This is a genomic window from Pseudomonas sp. No.21, assembly GCF_054558415.1.
Genome location: NZ_BAAJNO010000011.1, coordinates 1 through 18,228, shown reverse-complemented (window position 1 = coordinate 18,228; position 18,228 = coordinate 1). Strand labels below are relative to the sequence as shown.

The window sequence follows — 18,228 nt, the reverse complement described above, 5'->3', positions numbered from 1 at the left end:
ACCGACAAACCAGGGGCCAGCGCCTGGGGCCGCCGCTCAGCTCTCGACGTGGGCCAGGCGAATGCAACAGAGCATCTCCATCTGTTGCAGCCAGGCCTCGACCCGGGCGCCGTCGAAACCAGCCGTGAGGCTGTAGCGACGGCCGCCCCAGAGTGCGGTGAAAATAGCATCGACAGTCTCGGCGGAGGGCTGGCGCGGCAGGTCGGCGCAGGCGGCGATCGCCTCGCGCCACTTGCCGGACACCTCCTCGAACACCCTCTGGTGGTGCTTGGGCTCGGCGATGCGATCCTCCAGCAGCAACAGGGCGGCGTCGAAGAAGGGCCGGTGCAGCTCCTCCGCCTGGCCGCAGCTGAGGCGCACCAGGCGCCGCACGCGGGTCTGCCAGTCGAGCCCGGTGGCCAGCACCACCTCGCGGTCCAGGCGCTGCAGCAACAGCTCCACATGGTGGCGCACATAGCCCGAGAGCAAGGCTTCCTTGTTGGGGAAATAGTCGTAGAGCGTGCCGACGGCGACACCGGTCTCCAGGGCCACCGCTCGGGTGGTCAGGCCCTCCCAGCCGCGCTGGCGCCAAATCCGAACAAAGGCATCGTAAATGGCCTCCACGGTGAAGCGGGCACGGGCCTGGGTGGGGCGCTTGAGCGGCTTGTTACGGGGCCTGGTGGGTTCCACTGGAGCTGGTTTCCGAATCCGAACCCGCCTGGAGCGGGGCGTTGATAGCGTATCCACACCCCTTTTCGACACCGAAGCATGGAGCCTGAAATGAACAGCCCGGAAAACATAACACGCCTCCTCACCCGCAAGGATGCCCTCGACGAAACCCGTATCGACCAGGTCGCGGACGACCTGCGCGCCGGCGAAGGCGAGCTGGTGCTGCGCATCGACCTCTGCGCCCTGACCACCAACAACATCACCTACGCCGCCTTCGGCGACTCCATGCAGTACTGGAATTTCTTCCCCACCGGCGTCCAAGGCTGGGGGCACATGCCGGTCTGGGGTTTCGCCGATGTGGTGGACTCGAACGTGCAGGGCATAGAGCGCGGCGAACGCTTCTACGGTTACTACCCCATCGCCAGCCACCTGCGCATGCAGCCCGAACGGGTCAGCCCACGTGGTTTCTATGACGGCGCCGGGCACCGGCGCAGCCTGACCTCCGCTTACAACCAGTACACCCGCTGCAGCTGGGACCCGTACTACCAGGCGGAGAACGAGGCGTTGCAGATCCTCCTCAAGCCGCTGTTCCTCACATCGGCGATGCTCGCGGACTTCCTCGACGACAACGCGCTGTTCGGCGCAACCCAGCTGATCATCTCCAGCGCCTCCAGCAAGACCGCCTATGGCACCGCCAGCTGCCTGGCCCGCCAGCGGCCGGACATTCGCCGGGTGGCGCTGACCTCGCCGCGCAACCGCACCTTCGTCGAGGGCCTGGGCTGTTACGACGAGAGCCGCGACTATGCGCAGCTGGAGGCCCTGGACAACGCCCAGCCGACGCTCTACGTGGACTTTTCCGGCGACCTGGCGCTGCGCGAACGGGTCCATCGCCATTTCGGCGCCGCCCTGGTGCACAGCTGCTTCGCCGGCTCCGCGCAGACGCCGGAGGCCAACGCCCTGGACTGCCCGGTGGGGCCGACGCCGTCGTTCTTCTTCGCGCCGGTACAGATCCGCAAGCGCAACGCCGAATGGGGCCCGGAGCGGGTGAGCGCCTACATCGGCGACGGGCTGCTGGACTTCTACCGACAGGTCACCGCCGGCTCGTCACCCGCACTGCGCGTGGTCGAGGGCGCCGGCATGGCGACGGCGCAACGCTTGATCGCAGACTTGTTCCACGGCCGGGTGGCCGCGGACGAAGGGCATGTGGTGCGCCTCTAGGGCTCAGGGATTGCGCAGGGTGGTGCGCACCAGGTTGCGGCTGTGCCCGGAGAAATGCCGGATCAGCTGCACCAGCACCGCATCCAGCTCGGGGGCGCTGGCCGGCGGCTTGAGCTGGTTGCCCTGGCTGAAGTCCGCCCCCGGCTGCCCCTTGGCCAGCCAGGCGCCGATACGCTCGTCGAAACCATCGGCAGCCTCATAGGCCTCCAGGGACACCACATTGCGCAGGTAGCCCAGGTCGAAGGGCGGGTAGTCGCCCTCCACCGAGCGGTCGCGGTAGGCAGCCAGCAGCGGGCTGTCGTTGCTGCCCTCGCGCAGCAGGCGGCGCAGCCAGTCGGCCTGGTATTTCTCCACTTCGGTGTGGCGGGTGGCGACGCGCTCGATGGCCGCTTCCTTGTCGGCCGTATCGCCCAGGGCGGCCTTGATCGCCGTCCACATCAGCGTCGCGGTGGTCTCCCCCGGCAGTGCCTTGGAATGGTAGGGCTGGGTCAGGTCCTGGACGTAATGCAGCGCCCAGCCGAGGAAGCGATAGCCCCAGTAATCGTGGCCGCTCTCGAAGGCGAAGCGCGCCAGGCCCAGGTACTGCTGCACGCGCATCTCCGGGTAGGTGCGGGCGAGGAAGGGCGCGGCGCGGTAGATCAGCGCCGACTCGTGGTAGTAGCCGATATGGAACGGCGCCTGGGAAGAGTATTCGAAGCGCGCGTCGCCGAAGGGCTGGGTGCCGAAGCCATAGCGCGCGCCCACTTCCCCCGGGTTGTCACTGAACAGGTTGATGTCGTGGCCGTAGTCCGGCTCGTCCGCCGCGCTGGCCAGCACCGCCAGCGGGCCGATGCGTTCGCCGGGCGAGAGGGCGATGAAGCGCCACTCGTTCCACAGGTTGAGCTTGCGGAACACCAGCACCTGCTCGGCGGGCAGGAAGCGATGGTCCGGCAGCTGCAGCCCCGGCAGGGCCTGGACGAAGCTGGCCAGGCGGATCTCCGGGTTCACCCGCAGCGCCATGAGGAACGCACGGCGTCGATCGCCCGTGGAGCCGGGCAGCCAGCGCAGGTCATCGGGCCGGGCCGGGTAATCGGGAAAATTCTCCCGCGCGAAGGCTTCCTGCTCATCCAGCAACTGCTCCAGCGCCACGCCCTCGGCGGCGAGGAACGCCTCCAGCGACTCCACCTGCACAGGCTCCGCCTGGCGAAGCTCCTCGAGGTCGGCCAGCGCCAGCCAGGTGCCGAGGGAGTGGTTGGACCAGGCCAGCAACGTGGTGGGGGCGCAGGCGATCAGGCAGGACAGGGCGAGCAGCAGGCGTTTCATCGAGGCTCCGTGGACAGGGGCGCCGTCTACTGCGGCGCTTGTCATCGAAGGGTAACAATCCGCGGGCGCACTGGGCACTGTCCAGGCAGGACAGGCGACTCACCAAATCGGCCGCCTGCAGTTCGTCACCCCGCTGGAACCGTCTACCCCTCCCGCGTGGTCCACCTTACTCAACGCACTGCAGCGGGAGACTGCCATGACCACGCCAATCAGCCTGGACAACGCCATGCGCCTGGCCACCGAAGCCTTCCTGCCATACGGCTGCAAGGCCCTGGCCCACGAGGAGGACGACAGCTTCAGCCTGACGGTGACGGACCTGCATGGGCAGAAGGTCCTCGATATCGGCCACATCCGCAGCACCCAGTACGCCAATCCGGTGCGCCTGGCGGGCGTACTGGAGCAGGCACGGATGGACCTCGTGCACCAGGGCCGCAACCTCGCCCCCTGGGCCATGCCCTTCATCCCCGACCCGGAAGTGCTGCCGGAAACCCCGCCGAACTATTGATGCGATCGGCAGGCAGAGGCCGGTAGGTTGGCGCCGAGCGCAGCGAGGCCCGACGCCCCCGACAGCCCGGGGCCCGGTCGCCCAGCGCCGCCGGCGCAATCACGCCCGCGCGGCCCTCGCCGCCAACTCGTCGAACACCTCGGGCGTCAGCGCCGCTTCGCCCTGCTCGTCCAGCAGCTCGCGGAACTGCAGGTTGGCCGGCAGGCTGCTGTTGATCAGCTCCTGCAGGCGGCTGCCGCGCTCTGTCAGGACGAAGTTCTCGCCGTTGCCACCGGCGCTTTCCGGTCGATGGTCGATATAGCCCCCCTCCAGCAGGAAGCGCTCGTAGTCCGCCGCGAGCATCTTCAGGTGGTCCAGTGTGCCACCCACCGGCTGCCCGGCCGCCTGGCGGCGCTCGGCCAGTTCGGCGGCGTATTCGCGCGGGGCGAAGCTGACGTTGGCCGATTCCTGCACCTTGTGCAGCAGCAGCTCGATTAGTTCCCAGTCGTAGCTTTTCATGGCGTCACTCCAGGCGTGGGGAAGAGGGGGTCCTGTGAAGTCCGACTGCCCCGGCTCGCCCCGGGTTCGACCTGAAGGGCGAACGGTCGGCCTGAACGAAAAGCGCAGCCGGGCAGTCGGAACAGCAGGACAACCGCCACGGAGGCCCGCCCGATGCCGCTGCACCGCTACCCGCTCACCGCCCTGCTCCTTGCCCTGGCCAGCCCCTTCGCCAGCGCCGACGAACCGCTGCGCCTCGAAGGCCTGCAGCGCTGCGGCGACCTGCTCGAACGTCAGCAGCAGGACTGGTGCCTCAAGGTCAGGGGCCTGGGCGAGGCCATGCCGCAACTGTTGCTGGACGGCAAGCCGCTGCCGCCAGGCGCGGTGGCCCGCAGTGCGAGCGGCCTGAAGCTGCGCCTTGAACAGGGTCACGACAGCGGGCCGCTCTGGCTGCAGGACGGCCCGCGCGCCAGCAATCCCGTGTGGCTGTCGCGGGGGGACAGCCATGTGCTGCCCGCGCGCCCGGACGAGGTGGCGAAGAACATGGACGGGCTGACCACCTACGTCGACCTCATCAGCCTGCTGATCGAGGAAAGCCACGACGGCCGCAAGGAAGCCGAGCGCCTGGCCGGCAAGTACGGCGCCCAGGTCGTGGGCGCCATCCCGCCGCTGAACACCTACCAGTTGCGCCTGCCGGTGAAGAACCTCACCGAGCGTGACGCGCTGATCCTGCGCATCGGCAGCGAGACCAGCGTCGATGCCGTGGTGGTGGAGGAATCGGCTCCGGAAAAGGGCGAGGAAGCCGAAGCAGCGCGCAAGGAGCCGGAGAAGCCCGGCAAGGACTCGGACGAGTGGGCCGCCAATCGCTTCATGGACGCGGTGAACTACTACCAGCGCCGCATTCCCGCCCGCCAGTCGCCGGTGGACACCCGCCCGCTGCGCATCGGCGTGATCGAGCGCAACGTCGACTTCGACGCCCCCGACTTCGCCGACTACCTCGGCGGCTGCAAGGGCGGGCTGCCGCGCACCTGCCTCTACGCCCGCGACGCGGACGAGCCCGACAACCATGGCTCCACCGTGGCCGGCATCCTCGCCGCGCGCTGGGACCAGGGCGGCAACACCGGTTTCCTGCGCGGGCTGGACAAGGCCAGCAATGGCTTCGAGGTGATAGTCGAGCGCAATTCGGACGCCGGTATCACCGCCAACGTCGCCGCCTCGGTGAACCTGGTGGAAGACGGCGTTCGCGTCCTCAACTGGAGCTGGGGCATCCACCGCGTCGGGGCGAAGAACGTCGAGGGCGACGAAGTCGATTCCCTGGTGCGCTCGGGCATCGCCATGAGCGGCTACGAGGAACTGCTGGAAGAGTTCTTCCTCTGGCTGCGCAAGGAACATCCGGACGTGCTGGTGATCAACTCCGCCGGCAACGGCGCCTCCTTCTCCGGCACCGACGAATACCGCCTGCCCTCCTCCTTCATCACCGACCAGTTGCTGGTGGTGGGCGGGCACCAGCGTAACGAGCGCGATGACGTGGGCGTCGACGACCCCGCCTACGTGGTCAAGCGCGACTCCTCGAACATCGACATGCGCGTGGACATCACCGCCGCCGCCTGCGCCCGCGCCTCGACCCGCCGCGCAGACGAGACGGGCGAGGTGCACTGCGGCACCTCCTACGCCACACCGCTGGTCACCGGCATCGTCGCCGCCATGCTCTCGATCAACCCGCGCCTGCAGCCCGAGCAGGTGCGCATGCTGCTACGCCGCAGCGCCATGACCATCGGCGGCGACTACGACTTCGAGCCGATGGATGCCGAAGACCTCACCGCGCCCATCCTGCCGTCGGAGCGCAACTACCAGTTGAACGACAAGGACGTGGGCCGCTCGGCTCGGCTGGACATGCAGAAGGCCCTGGATCTGGCCGTGCAGAGCCGCGACCGGGTGCGCTGAAGCCTGAACTTTTGCCGCGCGCAGGCGCTCCACCCTAAGGAATGCGATGCACCTGGAGGAGACACCATGAAACGCCTATTGGCATTGAGCGCCACCCTGGCCCTGCTCGCCCCCTTGTCCGCCCTGGCCGCGTGCGGTGCCGACGAGGCCACCGCCAAGCGCGAGCAACTGGCAGCCGAAGTGCACCAGGCCACCGATAGCGACCCGCAGAAGGCCAGGCAGGTCAACGAAGAGCTCAAGCACGAGAAGCTCAAGACCGACTCCCGCGAGGGCGACGACGAGTGCGATGTCACCGAGCAGCGCAAGCAGGAAGTCGACAAGGCCGGTGATGCGAGCGACGCCCGGCAGAAGCAGCCGTGATCGGACGGTTCAGTAGCGCTCGTATTTCTTCTCGATGGCGCGGTACTCGCCGCTCTCGCGGATCTGCTGCAGGCCCTTGTTGAAACGGTCGCGCTGGTTGGCGTGGACGAACCCGACCTTGTAGTCGGTGGGCGGGAACAGGTCGTACCAGATGATGGGCTGGCTGGTATCCACCTGCGAGACCACCTCGCGATTGAGGTAGTTGATGATGCGCTTGTCGCCGATCGCGACGTCGATGCGCCCCGCATAGAGCAGGCGGTTGCGGGTGATCTGCTGGGCCTCCTCGCGGTAGCGCGGGTTGTTCTCCGCCATGCGCTGGAACTCCTTGCCCAGCAGGAAGCGCGCCCGCTGGAAGGCACTGACCGAGTACTTGCCCAGGTCCGCTATGGAATCGATGCGGTAACCCTTGCCGGCCAGGGCGATGGCGTAGTTGTGGTACTGGATGTACACGTCGGAATAGAACGCCTGGACGCCGCTGCGCTCACTGGTGGCGGCGATGCCGTCCAGCTCGCCACGGCCCAGCAGCAGGTGCAGGCGCTCCATCGGCAGGTAGTGGTACTGCAGGGTGAAGCCGGCCGCCTTGGCGGCAGCCGTGACGATTTCCAGCTCGAGCCCGCGGTCCTCGCCCTCGTAGATATAGGGCGGCTTCTGCGTGCCGAACCCAAAACGCAACTCCTCTCCCATGGCAAGCCAGGGAAGCCCGAGCAACAACACGCCAACCAGCAGCCATCTGCCCATTCCACCCCCTTGCGCTACAGCTCGCAGCATAGCCGCTGGCGATACGGTTGCGCAGGGGGCGGCCCCGTCACGGATGGTCGGTTACTGGATTTCCTCGGGCGTCACCACCACCCAGTTGCGGTCGGCGGTGACGGGCAGGCCGAGCTTGGCCTGCTGCTCGGCGTTCTTCTTCTGCATGGCGGTGATCTGGTCCATGTACTTGGCCTTGCGGTTGACCCAGACGCGCAGGCCGCCCTTCTCCACGTCGGTGCCGTGGAAGAGCATGTAGCCATCGCTGTCAGGGGTATCGCCGCCGACCAGGATGGGCTTCTTCCACTGGTCGATATAGGTGAGGATCGCCGCCTGCTTGCCCGCCATCCAGGTGGCCGGGGTCCACAGGTAGGGGGTGATCTCCAGGTCGAGGTTGGCCTTCTCGTCGTACTTGCCTTCCTCGATCTGCTTGCGCGCGGTGGTCAGCGCGCCGGTCTTGCGGTCCTTGAGCAGGGTGGTGACGCCGATGACGTTCTCCGGCTTGACGTTGTAGCCGTACCTGGGATCGGCGGCGACCATGCGCACCAGCTCCTCCAGGGCGGCGGTCATGATGTACACCTCGATGCCGTTCTCGCGCAGCTTGTTCATCAGCTCCTGCTGCCCGGTGAACAGCCTGGGCGGGTTGATCTCGATGGTCTTAACCTCGTCACCCTCGTAGTAGGTGGCGGGGACCGGCTTGCCGGAGGCCAGCAGCTCGTCGACGTAGCCCTTCAGCTCGCGCAGGGTGAAGCCGGAGAACACCTGGGCCACCCAGGGGTAGCAGACCAGGTCGTCGAGTTCGCAGAGGCGGTAGTAGTAGCTGTTGAGGCTTTCCTTGTGGCCGTTCACGTCCTTGAACGGGATCAGCTTGAGCGAGGGGTCGAGCTTCTCGCGGGTCAGCACGCCCTTGGCCTCGAGGAACGGCAGCAGCGACTCCTCCAGGTCGTAGCGGTAGCTGGTGTTGTCCATGTCGAAGACCGCGTAGGCGCCCTTGTTGGCGTTGGCCGCGATCAGCGCATCGAGCTGCTTGGCGGCGGGCGCCGGCCAGTGCTTGAGTTCGGTGGCGAGGGTGGTGCCGGCCAGGCCCAGGCACAGCGCGGCGGCGAGAATCGTCTGGGTGAGCTTCATCGTGTCGGGGTTCCCTGCGGTGGATGAGCGTATGGGGAGCAGCCTCGCTCCAGCTCATCGACCCTAGCAAACCTTCGCAAGCACGAGCGGACCATTTCCGACGCCGACCATCCTCGCAGCGGCGCAGTCGGGGGTTCAGCGCCCCAGCAGCCACCACCCGAGCACGCCCAGGTGCAGGACGACGATCGACCAGAACTTCACCTGGTAGGGCAGCTTGCGATTCTTGTGACGGATCAGCCGCTGCGCCAGCAACCCGCCCGGCCAGCCACCGAGCAGCTCGTAGAGGTGCAGGCGCGACTCCGGCGTGCGCTGGGCACCGGCGACCGCGGAGCGCTTGTCGCGCCAGTAGGCGATGAAGCAGACCAGGCTCATCGCCAGGTAGATCAGCGCCAGCAGTTGCCAGGGCGTGAGCCCGTGGGGCAGCAACGCTGGAGCGGCGTCGAGAAGGGCGTGCAGGGAAGGCAGCCCGTCGATCGACCCGCCCGAGCGGGAAGGCTCCAGGGTGCCGCAGCCGCGGTCGGTGAACTCCACCGTGCCGTCGGCCCGGGTGCAGCGATACACCTGGGCCTCGGCGGTGGCCAGCCACGGCAGCGCCGCGAGCGACAGGCCGCGCGCTAACGGATGGCTCACTCGGCGGCAGGCTTCTTGCGCTTGAGCGGGGCCAGGCCGTCGGCGCTGACCACCCTGGATTCATCGCGGCGCGGGCCGGAAGGCTTGCGCTTGGCGGCAGGCTTGGCCGAGGCCTTCTTGTCGCCCGCCTTCTTGTCGGTCTTTTTCTTCTTCACGCCGGCAGCCTTGCCGGAGGCCTTGACCTTCTTCGGGCCGCTGTAGCTGCCCTTGAGCTCCTTGATCACGCGGCGCTCGAAGCTCTGCTTGAGGTAGCGCTCGACGCTGGACATGAGGTTCCAGTCGTTGTGGCAGATCAGCGAGATGGCCAGGCCCTCGCCACCGGCACGGCCGGTGCGGCCGACACGGTGCACGTACTCGTCGCCGGAGCGCGGCATGTCGAAGTTGATCACCAGGTCCATGCCCTGGATGTCCAGGCCACGGGCTGCCACGTCGGTGGCCACCAGCACCTTGGTGCCGCCCTCGCGCACGCGGTCGATGGCCAGCTTGCGGTCCTTCTGGTCCTTGTCGCCGTGGAGCACGAAGGCCTTGTAGCCGGCCGCCACCAGGTGGCCGTAGAAACGGTCGGCCTGGGCGCGGGTGTTGGTGAAGACGATGGCCTTCTGGTAGTCCTCGTTGGCCAGCAGCCAGCGCGCCAGGGCTTCCTTGTGGGCGATGTCGTCGGCGGTGATGATCTGCTGGCGGGTGGACTCGTTGAGCTGCTCGACGCCATTGAGGCGCAGGTGCAGCGGATCGTTCAGCACCTTGGCCGACACCTCGCGCAGCGCCGCCCCCCCGGTGGTGGCGGAGAACAGCAGGGTCTGCTTGCGGTTGGCGCACTCGGCGGTGATGCGCTGCATGTCCTCGGCGAAGCCCATGTCGAGCATGCGGTCGGCTTCGTCCAGCACCAGCACTTCCACTTCCTTGAGGTCGACGGTGCCGGAATTGAGGTGTTCGATCAGGCGGCCCGGGGTGCTCACCAGCACGTCGGGCAGCTTGCGCAGCATGGCGGCCTGGACCTTGAAGTCCTCGCCACCGGTGACGATGCCGGACTTGATGAAGGTGAACTGCGAGAAGCGCTCGACTTCCCTCAGCGTCTGCTGGGCCAGCTCACGGGTCGGCAGCAGGATCAGCGAGCGGATGCGCTCGCGGGGCTTGGCTTCGCCGATCAGGCGGTTGAGCAGGGGCAGCACGAACGCCGCGGTCTTGCCGCTGCCGGTCTGGGCGGTGACGCGCAGGTCGCGCCCTTCCAGCGCCGGGGGGATGGCCGCCTGCTGCACGGGCGTCGGTTCGGCAAATTTCAGCTCGGTCACGGCCTTGAGCAGACGTTCGTGCAGGGCGAATTGGGAGAACACGGGTGCTACCTCGATCGAAAGCTTGAAAAACAGCTGCATAGGTTAACGGTTGTCGCGCCCGAACGCCCGAATTCTGTGCGTCTCAGTACAACTTCCCGACGTTGCGGCGAATGCTGAACCCCGGGGCCCGTGCTCCACTCCAACACCTGCGGCCCCGCGTTGGCGTCGCCGCCCCCGCGAGCCCCTCGCGGCTGGTCACCACGGAGGCTTCGCATGAGTGCATCGCTGATCTACTACGTCGCCGCCAGCCTGGACGGCTACATCGCCCGCCCCGACGGCAGCGTCGACTGGCTGCAACCGGTCGAACAGTCCGGTGACGATCACGGTTATGGCGCCTTCTACGACAGTGTCGACGGCCTGCTGATGGGGCGCGGCACCTACGAGACGGTGCTGGCCATGGGCGGGGCCTGGCCCTATCCCGGCAAGCCCTGTACCGTGCTGACCCGCGCGGAGCTGGAGCCGGTGGCGCCGCAGGTGCGGATCGCCCACAGCACCCCGGCCGACGCCCTGGCCGACCTCGCCGAGGCCGGCTGCGAGCGCGTCTGGCTGGTGGGCGGCGGTTCGCTGGCCGGCACCTGCTATGCGGCGGGCCTGATCGACGAACTGATCGTCAGCGTCATCCCGCACCTGCTCGGCGCCGGCATCCAGATGTTCGCCACCGGCCTTGAGCGGCGCCTGCAACTTCACGAACAACGCAGTTTCGCCACCGGCGTGGTGCAGCTGCATTACCAACTGCTGCCGGAAGCCCCCGTCACATGACCACCCTGATCCTCTCCGCCGCCTGCCTGCTCGACGACTCCCAACGCCTGCTGCTGGTGCGCAAGCGCGGCACCCGAGCCTTCATGCTGCCCGGCGGCAAGCGCGAAGCGGGCGAGTCCGCCCTCGCCGCCCTGCAACGGGAACTGCACGAAGAACTCGACCTGCACATGGACGCCAGCGCGCTGCAGCCGCTCGGCCGCTTCCGCGCGCCGGCCGCCAACGAGCCCGATACCTGGGTGGATGCGGAAATCTTCGTCGCCCGCCTGCCGCACCCGGTGGCGGCGGCGGCGGAGCTGGAGGAACTGGCCTGGCTGGCCCCGGGCGCGACTCCGCCGGCCGAGCTTGCGCCGCTGCTGCGCGATCAGGTACTGGCCGCGCTGGCCGAGCACCAGGCCGCCGCCCTCAGTTGAGGGCGCGGCTCGCACGCTCCTGGCGCGCCTGCTTGCGCAGCAGTTGCGCGCTGTCCCAGCCGATCAGCAGCACCGCCAGCCAGATCGGCAGGTAGGTCCAGAACTGCGCCGGGTCGAAGGCTTCGCCCAGGAACGCCACCGCCACGGCGAACAGCAGCACCGGCTCGACGTAGCTGAGGATGCCGAACAGCCCCAGCGGCAGCAGCCGGCTGGAAGCCATCATCGCGGCGAAGGCCAGGGTGCCCAGCAGGCCCAGCCCGGGAATCAGCCACCACAATTGCGGGGCCTGGACGAACGCGCCCTCCGGTCCGTGGACGATGATCAGCCAGGCCGCCAGCGGCGCCAGCATCGCCATTTCCAGGATGAAGCCGGACAACGCGTCCAGGCGCATCCAGCGGCGCAGCATGAAATACGGCGGGTAGCCCAGCGCGGTGACCAGGGTCAGCCAGGAAAAGGCCCGGGTCATCCACAGCTCGTGGAGCACGCCGGCCACGGCACAGAGCACCGCCAGCAACTGCAACGGCCGCAAGCGCTCGTTATAGAAAAGGCGCCCACAGAGCACCATCACCAGCGGCAGCAGGAAATAACCGAGGGAAACCTCCAGCATCCGCCCCTGCAACGGCGCCCAGAGGAACAGCCCCCACTGCAGCCCGATCAGCAGCGCGGCCAACGGCAGGGCCGCCAGCAGCAGCGGCTCCCGGCCCATGCGCACCAGTACATCGCGCAACACCGCCCACTGGCCCATCAGCGCCACCAGCAGCAACACCGCCGGAATCGACCAGAGCACCCGCTGGGCGAAGATCTGCACGCCATCGAGCGGTGCCAGCTCGCGCACATAGCCGGGCATCAGGGCGAACAGCACCGATGCGGTGAGTGACAGCGCGACACCGCGCCCGGACAGCCTCATGGCCGCACCGCAACGCGTGGAGAAATGAACGAAGACATGGCAGGCCTCTGATTGCAGCCGGCGAAAATACCCGCTCGCCGCCACCAGGGAAAGCTTACCCACCCGCCGGCGGGCCCGCTGGGACCAACCCGGCATCGGCAGGCCTGAAAGCGGCACCACTCTCAGCTCCCGTAGCCCCCCGTAGGATGGGTCGGGCGGCGTTCCGCGAGCCCCGCGAAACCCATGCTGCCAAACCCGAGCCCATGCTGAAGCTCAGCCTGCAAAAGCATCGCGAATGAATTCGCTCCTACAGCTTCGCGAGCAGAGCTCGCTCCTACGGGAAGCGAGCGCCCATAAAAAAAGCCCGGCCATGGGCCGGGCAAGGGATATGCACAAAGGAGCGGGTGAAACGGTGAAGCCTCAGGCGACCTTGGCGACCAGCGCCTTGGCCTGGGCGATGCCCTTTTCCTGGAACTCGGCGCCCATGTTCATGCCCTCGGCATGGATGAAGGACACATCGTGGATGCCGATGAAACCCAGCGCCTGGCGCAGGTAGGGCTCCTGGTGATCGAACGGGCCGCCGGCGTAGACGCCGCCGCGGGCGGTCAGCACGTAGGCGCGCTTGCCGGTGAGCAGGCCCTGGGGGCCGGTCTCGGTGTACTTGAAGGTGACCCCTGCGCGCAGCACGTGGTCCAGCCAGGACTTCAGGGTGCTGGGGATGGCGAAGTTGTACATGGGCGCGGCCAGCACCAGCACGTCGGCAGCCAGCAGCTCCTCGGTCAGCCGGTTGGAGCGCTCCAGGGCGGCCTTCTCGGTTTCGCTGTGCTGGTCGGCAGGCTTCATCCAGCCACCGAGCAGGTCGGCGTCCAGGTGCGGCACCTGCTCCACGGCCAGGTCGCGGACGGTGATCCGGTCAGCCGGATGGGCGGCCTTCCACTGGGCGAGGAACGCCTGGGTCAGGTCGCGGGAAATGGAACCCTGCTGGCGGGCGCTGCTTTCGATCACGAGGACGTTGGACATGTTTGCTGCTCCATCGATCTGTAGGGGTGGGGATTCGATGGAGCGCAGGTTATCCAGACACAATTCGATAAAAAAGCGAATTAATCCGCTACTAACAATCGACAAAATTGATTTATAAAGAAGCCCTCACTAGGCTTGAGCCTTGTGCTGACTTACTTTCAGGAGTTTTCGCCTAGGCGGGCTTGCAGGTAAGGCCGATGCGCAGACGGATGATGCTGCGGTTGAACTTGGCCGTGAGGTAGACGCTCTTGCCACCCTCGATCACCGCGCGGCGGATCTTCGGGGTCTCCGGGCCGTTGGTGAAGCGCACCGTGCATTCGGCGCGGGCCTCGCCCAGGTTGTAGACGTTGATCGACCCCATGTTGTGATCGATGTCATCGGTCGTGTAGGTGATCTCGCTACCGTTGTATTGCTTCTCCACCTCGATGGGGTAGGCGAAGGCGGCGACGGGCAGGCAGGCCAGCAGGGCACAGAGCGTTCTTTTCATTGGAGGTCTCCAGCGCGGGACCGCCAGCTTACACAGAGCGTCAGGCGAGGTCATCGGCACGGCCGCATGTTTCCTGACCGATACACAAGAAGAAGGAGCAAGGCATGAAAGCGCCCCGGGTAACCCTGGATCAGTGGCGGACCCTGCAGGCGGTGGTCGATCACGGCGGCTTCGCCCAGGCGGCGGAGGCCACCCACCGTTCGCAGTCGTCGGTCAGCTACACCGTGGCCCGCATGCAGGAACAACTGGGCGTACCGTTGCTGCGTATCGACGGACGCAAGGCCGTGCTCACCGAGGCCGGCGAGGTGCTGCTGCGGCGCTCGCGGCAACTGGTGAAGTCCGCCAGCCAGCTGGAGGAGCTCGCCCACCACATGGAACAGGGCTGGGAAGCCGAGGTGCGCCTGGTCGTGGATGCCGCCTACCCCACCGCCCGCCTGCTGCGCGCCCTGGCCGCCTTCATGCCGCAGAGCCGTGGCTGCCGCGTGCGCCTGCGCGAGGAGGTGCTGTCCGGCGTCGAGGAAGTGCTGCTCGAAGGCACCGCCGACCTCGCCATCACCGGCCTCAACATCCCCGGCTACCTGGGCACCGAACTGTGCAACGTCGAGTTCGTCGCCGTCGCCCACCCCGACCACCCGCTGCACCGCCTGCAGCGCGACGTCACCTTCCAGGACCTGGAGACCCAGCTGCAGGTGGTGATCCGCGACTCCGGCCGCACCCAGCCGCGCGATGTCGGCTGGCTCGGCGCCGAGCAACGCTGGACGGTCGGCAGCCTGGCCACCGCCGCCAACTTCGTCAGCAACGGCCTGGGCTTCGCCTGGCTGCCACGCCACATCATCGAGCGCGAACTCAAGGAAGGCCTGCTCAAGCCGCTGCCCATGGACCAGGGCGGCACCCGGCACCCCGGTTTCTTCCTCTACGCCAACAAGGAGAAGGCGCTCGGCCCGGCCTCGCAGATCCTCGTCGAGCTGATCAAGACCTTCGACTCGGCACCGCTCAACGCGCCCTTCGCCGCCCCCCTGCCCAACGCCTGAGGAAGAGACGCCATGCCCTGGTTCGACAACGACGGCTGCCAGCTGCACTACGAGGAATACGGCCAGGGCGCGCCCCTGCTGCTGGTGCACGGCCTCGGCTCCAGCACCCGCGACTGGGAATACCAGGTGCCGGTGCTCGCCGCCCGCTACCGGGTGATCGCCCTCGACGTGCGCGGCCACGGCCGCTCCGACAAGCCCGAGGGCCCCTACGCCATCGCCGACTTCGCCGATGACGTCGCCGCGCTGATCGGACACCTGCAACTGCCGCCCGTGCACCTGGTGGGCATCAGCATGGGCGGCATGATCGGCTTCCAGCTCGGCGTCGACCGCCCCGAACTGCTCAGGAGCCTGACCATCGTCAACAGCGGGCCCGAGGTGAAGCCGAAGACCCCGCGCGACTACTGGGAGATCGCCCGGCGCTGGACCCTCTCGCGCCTGATGAGCCTGGACACCATCGCCAAGGCCCTGGCCCGCCTGCTGTTCCCCCGCCCTGAACAGGCCGAGCTGCGGCGCAAGGTGGAAGAACGCTGGCCGCAGAACGACAAGCGTGCCTACCTCGCCTCCCTCGACGCCATCATCGGCTGGGGCGTGCGGGAACGCCTCGGCCGCATCACCTGTCCTACGCTGGTGATCACGGCCGACCGCGACTACACCCCGGTCGCGCAGAAGGAGGCCTATGTAAGGGAAATGCCCGACGCGCGCCTGGTGGTCATCCAAGACTCCCGCCACGCTACACCGCTGGATCAACCACAACGCTTCAACGCCACCCTCCTCGGCTTCCTCGACGAAGTCGAGGCCAACAAGGAACGATGACAATGCTGAAGAAAATCGCCCTCGCGGCCTGCGCCCTGCTGTTCACCGCCAACCTCATGGCCGCCGACAAGCCCCACGTGCTGATCACCACCTCGGCCGGCGAGATCGAGCTGGAACTCGACGACGCCAAGGCGCCGATCACCGTGAAGAACTTCCTCGACTACGTGGACGCCGGCTTCTACGACGGCACCGTGTTCCACCGCGTGATCCCGGGCTTCATGATCCAGGGCGGCGGCATGGACGCGTCCATGAACGAGAAGAAGACCCGCGCATCGATCAAGAACGAAGCCGACAACGGCCTGCACAACGTGCGCGGCACCATCGCCATGGCACGTACCCAGGCCACCGACTCGGCCACCAGCCAGTTCTTCATCAACCACCGCGACAACCCGGCCCTGGACCACGGCGCCCGTGGCTTCGGCTACGCCGTGTTCGGCAAGGTGGTGCGCGGCCTCGAGGTGGTCGACCAGATCGCCAACGTGCCCACCGGCAACCGTGGCATGCACCAGAACGTTCCGCTGCAACCGGTGGTGATCCTCTCCGCCAAGCGGCTCTGAACCCCGGCGGCCCGCCACCCCGGCGGGCCGCTTCCCGCGACAAGGACCCGAAGGATGTTTCGCCGCTTCGAACACCTGATCGACACCTTCAAACCCGCTCCCGACAGCATGCCGCCACGTGGCGTCGTGCAGTTCTACCTCCACTACCTGCGCCAGGTCTGGGGGGTGTTCGCGATCCTCCTGCTGGTGGGCCTGGTCGTCGCCCTGATCGACGTCGCCCTCTACAGCTTCCTCGGCCGCATCATCGACCTGGCCCAGCACAGCGCGGCCGACACCTTCTTCGCCGACCACTCCACCGAACTCATCTGGATGCTGGTGGTGGCGCTGATACTGCGCCCGGTCTTCAACGGCCTGCACGACCTGCTGGTGCACCAGAGCATCAACCCCAGCCTGACCAACCTGATCCGCTGGCAGAACCACCGCTACGTGCTCAAGCAGAGCCTGGCCTTCTACCAGAACGACTTCGCCGGGCGCATCGCCCAGCGCATCATGCAGACCAGCAACTCCCTGCGTGATTCGGCCGTGCAGGCGGTGGACGCCATCTGGCACGTGCTGATCTACGCCGTCAGCGCCCTGGTGCTGTTCGCCGAGGCCGACTGGCGGCTGATGATCCCGCTGCTGCTGTGGATCGCCGGCTACATCGCCGCGCTCTGGTACTTCGTGCCCCGGGTCAAGCTGCGCTCGGTGGCCGCCTCGGACTCGCGCTCGCGGCTGATGGGGCGCATCGTCGACGGCTACACCAACATCACCACCCTCAAGCTGTTCGCCCACACCAGCCTGGAGGAGCAGTACGCCCGCGAGGCCCTCAGCGAGCAGGTGCACCGCGTGCAGCAGACCAACCGCATGGTCACCGGCATGGACGTGGTCATCACCACCCTCTCCAGCGTGCTGATCGTCGGCACCACCGGCTTCGCCCTGTGGCTCTGGACCCAGGACATCATCACCGTCGGCGCCATCGCGCTGGCCACCAGCCTGGTCATCCGCATCAACAACATGTCCGGCTGGATCATGTGGGTGGTCAGCGGCATCTTCGAGAACATCGGCCAGGTGCAGGACGGCATGCAGACCATCTCCCAGCCGCGCGCGGTCCAGGACCAGGACGACGCCAAGCCGCTGCAGGTGCCGCGCGGCGAAGTGCGTTTCGAGCACATCGGCTTCCACTACGGCAAGGGCCGCACGGTGTTCGAGGGGCTCGACCTGGAGGTCCGCCCCGGCGAGAAGATCGGCCTGGTCGGCCCCTCGGGCGCCGGCAAGTCCACCCTGGTCAACCTGCTGCTGCGCCTCTACGACCTGGACAGCGGGCGCATCCTGGTGGATGGCCAGGACATCGCCCACATCACCCAGGAAAGCCTGCGCGAGCAGATCGGCATGGTCACCCAGGACACCTCCCTGCTGCACCGTTCGATCCGCGACAACCTGCTCTACGGCAAGCCCGGCGCCACTGACGAGGAACTCTGGGAAGCGGTGCGCAAGGCCCGCGCGGCGGAGTTCATCCCCTACCTCTCCGACGCCCAGGGCCGCACCGGCTTCGACGCCCATGTCGGCGAGCGCGGCGTCAAGCTCTCCGGTGGCCAGCGCCAGCGCATCGCCATCGCCCGCGTGCTGCTCAAGGACGCGCCGATCCTGATCCTCGACGAAGCCACCTCGGCGCTGGACTCGGAGGTGGAGGCGGCGATCCAGGAAAGCCTGGAAACCCTCATGCAGGGCAAGACCGTGATCGCCATCGCCCACCGCCTCTCCACCATCGCCCGCATGGACCGCCTGGTGGTGCTCGACCAGGGCCGCGTGGTGGAAAGCGGCAGCCACGCCGAGCTCCTCGCCCAGCGCGGCCTCTACGCCCGCCTCTGGCACCACCAGACCGGCGGCTTCGTCGGGGTGGACTAAACGCAGCCCGAGCACTGACCCGACCTCCGCACGGTGGAGGTAAAGAGCGACCTCCACCCTACGTCACGGGCGACCCCGAGGCGGCGCACAC

General features: G+C 67.5%; 19 protein-coding genes and 1 pseudogene. 10 read left to right on the top strand and 10 right to left on the bottom strand.

Features of this window, described 5'->3' with window-relative positions; genetic code table 11:
• Positions 1 to 36: 36 nt before the first annotated feature.
• The gene (locus ACYJSS_RS22330) at positions 37 to 669 is read right to left on the bottom strand and encodes a TetR/AcrR family transcriptional regulator (RefSeq protein ID WP_236205410.1); all 633 of its coding nucleotides are present in this window, start codon (positions 667 to 669) and stop codon (positions 37 to 39) included.
• 90 nt (positions 670 to 759) lie between these two features.
• Here ACYJSS_RS22330 and ACYJSS_RS22325 point away from each other — a divergent pair, with 90 nt between their 5' ends.
• A complete protein-coding gene (locus ACYJSS_RS22325; protein ID WP_111260650.1) occupies positions 760 to 1,866 on the top strand; it encodes a DUF2855 family protein in 1,107 nt (368 codons plus the stop codon).
• A gap of 3 nt (positions 1,867 to 1,869) precedes the next feature.
• On the opposite strand, the gene ACYJSS_RS22320 is transcribed toward ACYJSS_RS22325, so the two are convergent.
• Positions 1,870 to 3,159 (bottom strand): phospholipase, encoded by a 1,290-nt coding sequence (locus ACYJSS_RS22320; RefSeq protein ID WP_459480601.1) that lies wholly within the window; start codon positions 3,157 to 3,159, stop codon positions 1,870 to 1,872.
• 205 nt (positions 3,160 to 3,364) lie between these two features.
• Between ACYJSS_RS22320 and ACYJSS_RS22315 the strand changes: the two genes are divergently transcribed.
• On the top strand, positions 3,365 to 3,673 hold the full coding sequence (locus tag ACYJSS_RS22315) for a hypothetical protein (RefSeq protein WP_111260648.1): 309 nt from the start codon (positions 3,365 to 3,367) through the stop codon (positions 3,671 to 3,673).
• Between the two features lie 99 nt (positions 3,674 to 3,772).
• Here the strand turns inward: ACYJSS_RS22315 and ACYJSS_RS22310 are convergent, their stop codons facing one another.
• Complete coding sequence (locus ACYJSS_RS22310; protein ID WP_111260647.1) at positions 3,773 to 4,171, bottom strand: transcriptional regulator; 399 nt, start codon at positions 4,169 to 4,171, stop codon at positions 3,773 to 3,775.
• 153 nt (positions 4,172 to 4,324) lie between these two features.
• Here ACYJSS_RS22310 and ACYJSS_RS22305 point away from each other — a divergent pair, with 153 nt between their 5' ends.
• Positions 4,325 to 6,094 (top strand): S8/S53 family peptidase, encoded by a 1,770-nt coding sequence (locus tag ACYJSS_RS22305; protein ID WP_111260646.1) that lies wholly within the window; start codon positions 4,325 to 4,327, stop codon positions 6,092 to 6,094.
• A gap of 66 nt (positions 6,095 to 6,160) precedes the next feature.
• A complete protein-coding gene (locus ACYJSS_RS22300) occupies positions 6,161 to 6,454 on the top strand; it encodes a hypothetical protein (protein WP_111260645.1) in 294 nt (97 codons plus the stop codon).
• A 9-nt stretch (positions 6,455 to 6,463) separates the two neighbouring features.
• On the opposite strand, the gene ACYJSS_RS22295 is transcribed toward ACYJSS_RS22300, so the two are convergent.
• The 4 genes and pseudogenes from ACYJSS_RS22295 to ACYJSS_RS22280 all read right to left on the bottom strand — a co-directional run bounded on the left by ACYJSS_RS22295 (position 6,464) and on the right by ACYJSS_RS22280 (position 10,290).
• Positions 6,464 to 7,192 (bottom strand): substrate-binding periplasmic protein, encoded by a 729-nt coding sequence (locus tag ACYJSS_RS22295; protein WP_111260644.1) that lies wholly within the window; start codon positions 7,190 to 7,192, stop codon positions 6,464 to 6,466.
• Positions 7,193 to 7,273: 81 nt separating this feature from the next.
• Positions 7,274 to 8,329: an HAD family hydrolase gene (locus ACYJSS_RS22290; protein WP_236205411.1), complete on the bottom strand. Its 1,056-nt coding sequence runs from the start codon at positions 8,327 to 8,329 to the stop codon at positions 7,274 to 7,276.
• A 171-nt stretch (positions 8,330 to 8,500) separates the two neighbouring features.
• A pseudogene (locus ACYJSS_RS22285) lies at positions 8,501 to 8,743 on the bottom strand (DUF1294 domain-containing protein); the annotation flags it as partial.
• A gap of 212 nt (positions 8,744 to 8,955) precedes the next feature.
• Entirely contained in the window at positions 8,956 to 10,290 is a 1,335-nt protein-coding gene (locus tag ACYJSS_RS22280) for a DEAD/DEAH box helicase (RefSeq protein ID WP_111260665.1), read from the bottom strand.
• A gap of 213 nt (positions 10,291 to 10,503) precedes the next feature.
• Between ACYJSS_RS22280 and ACYJSS_RS22275 the strand changes: the two genes are divergently transcribed.
• Both ACYJSS_RS22275 and ACYJSS_RS22270 read left to right on the top strand, forming a co-directional pair.
• Positions 10,504 to 11,049, top strand: coding sequence for a dihydrofolate reductase family protein (locus ACYJSS_RS22275; RefSeq protein ID WP_111260642.1), 546 nt, complete (start codon positions 10,504 to 10,506; stop codon positions 11,047 to 11,049).
• On the top strand, positions 11,046 to 11,459 hold the full coding sequence (locus tag ACYJSS_RS22270; RefSeq protein ID WP_111260641.1) for an NUDIX hydrolase: 414 nt from the start codon (positions 11,046 to 11,048) through the stop codon (positions 11,457 to 11,459). Before ACYJSS_RS22275 ends, ACYJSS_RS22270 begins: the two co-directional genes overlap by 4 nt.
• On the opposite strand, the gene rarD is transcribed toward ACYJSS_RS22270, so the two are convergent.
• The 3 genes from rarD to ACYJSS_RS22255 form a co-directional block, all read right to left on the bottom strand.
• A complete protein-coding gene (gene rarD, locus ACYJSS_RS22265) occupies positions 11,452 to 12,366 on the bottom strand; it encodes an EamA family transporter RarD (protein ID WP_111260640.1) in 915 nt (304 codons plus the stop codon). The genes ACYJSS_RS22270 and rarD overlap by 8 nt on opposite strands.
• Before the next feature lie 399 nt (positions 12,367 to 12,765).
• Positions 12,766 to 13,365 carry an FMN-dependent NADH-azoreductase gene (locus ACYJSS_RS22260; protein WP_111260639.1) on the bottom strand — a complete coding sequence of 200 codons (600 nt, stop codon included), beginning with the start codon at positions 13,363 to 13,365 and terminating at the stop codon, positions 12,766 to 12,768.
• A gap of 172 nt (positions 13,366 to 13,537) precedes the next feature.
• The gene (locus ACYJSS_RS22255) at positions 13,538 to 13,852 is read right to left on the bottom strand and encodes a 3-phosphoglycerate kinase (RefSeq protein WP_111260638.1); all 315 of its coding nucleotides are present in this window, start codon (positions 13,850 to 13,852) and stop codon (positions 13,538 to 13,540) included.
• A 104-nt stretch (positions 13,853 to 13,956) separates the two neighbouring features.
• Here ACYJSS_RS22255 and ACYJSS_RS22250 point away from each other — a divergent pair, with 104 nt between their 5' ends.
• The 4 genes from ACYJSS_RS22250 to ACYJSS_RS22235 are packed head-to-tail and all read left to right on the top strand — an operon-like array spanning position 13,957 to position 18,137.
• Positions 13,957 to 14,883, top strand: coding sequence for a LysR family transcriptional regulator (locus ACYJSS_RS22250; RefSeq protein WP_111260637.1), 927 nt, complete (start codon positions 13,957 to 13,959; stop codon positions 14,881 to 14,883).
• 12 nt (positions 14,884 to 14,895) lie between these two features.
• A complete protein-coding gene (locus tag ACYJSS_RS22245) occupies positions 14,896 to 15,696 on the top strand; it encodes an alpha/beta fold hydrolase (RefSeq protein WP_111260636.1) in 801 nt (266 codons plus the stop codon).
• A 2-nt stretch (positions 15,697 to 15,698) separates the two neighbouring features.
• Positions 15,699 to 16,253, top strand: coding sequence for a peptidylprolyl isomerase (locus tag ACYJSS_RS22240; RefSeq protein WP_111260635.1), 555 nt, complete (start codon positions 15,699 to 15,701; stop codon positions 16,251 to 16,253).
• 54 nt (positions 16,254 to 16,307) lie between these two features.
• Positions 16,308 to 18,137, top strand: coding sequence for an ABC transporter ATP-binding protein (locus ACYJSS_RS22235; protein WP_111260634.1), 1,830 nt, complete (start codon positions 16,308 to 16,310; stop codon positions 18,135 to 18,137).
• Positions 18,138 to 18,228: the final 91 nt, after the last annotated feature.